Origin of the sequence: Segeticoccus rhizosphaerae (genome assembly GCF_009192725.1) — a bacterium.
GTDB lineage: Bacteria > Actinomycetota > Actinomycetes > Actinomycetales > Dermatophilaceae > Segeticoccus > Segeticoccus rhizosphaerae.
On record NZ_VOHR01000707.1, the window covers coordinates 1 to 602 of the forward strand.

Consider the following 602-nt stretch of genomic DNA (forward strand, 5'->3'; position numbering starts at 1 on the left):
CCGAGAGAAGCAATGACCGTCGGTTCGCCCGGAGCCGAATCCAGCGCTTCTTGCGCGAGGATGCGCAATTCCTCGACATGGAAGCTGCCCGCAATGGTATGGAGGCGCTCTGCGGCAACGCGCCAGTTCCCGTCGCAGCGAGCCCGTTGCAGCAGGTCGAGCTGCCGCTCGACGCTTTCGAGAAACGCCGAACGCAATTCGGCCAGCAGCGCCGGATCGTCGCCCGATGCTGCACCCAGTGCTGCAAGGAAAGGTCCCTGATGAAATGCCATTGGTCGCAAAGCATGCCCGGCAAAGGGTTAAAGTGGGTTTAAGCATGTCCGATTCGTGATAGTTTCGCGCCATGAGAAAGCGCTCGTTGATCCAGGCCGTGTCCGACGAAACCCCCAAAGAAGAGGGTGAAATCCTTCTGACAGAGGAGTTTGTCGATGATACTTCGGAAGACATCTACGAAGCGGAGGAGGTCTGGGAAGAGGACTTCCAGCCCCGCTCCCGCCGGTGGATCGCCCCCACCGTGGCAGGCGTCGCCATCCTTGCGTGGACCGCCTTCTATGCCTGGGCGAACCGCGATGCGATGCTGTCTGGGGCTACCGCGCAGCAGT

2 protein-coding genes are annotated in these 602 nt (G+C 61.0%); one reads left to right on the forward strand and one right to left on the reverse strand.

The window, feature by feature from the left end:
* Positions 1–272, reverse strand: a 272-nt coding sequence (locus FRW57_RS22590; protein WP_152187134.1) for an Hpt domain-containing protein, incomplete at its 3' end; no start/stop codon positions are given.
* Positions 273–343: 71 nt separating this feature from the next.
* Between FRW57_RS22590 and FRW57_RS22595 the strand changes: the two genes are divergently transcribed.
* The coding region (locus FRW57_RS22595; RefSeq protein WP_152187135.1) for a hypothetical protein at positions 344–602 on the forward strand (259 nt) is incomplete at its 3' end.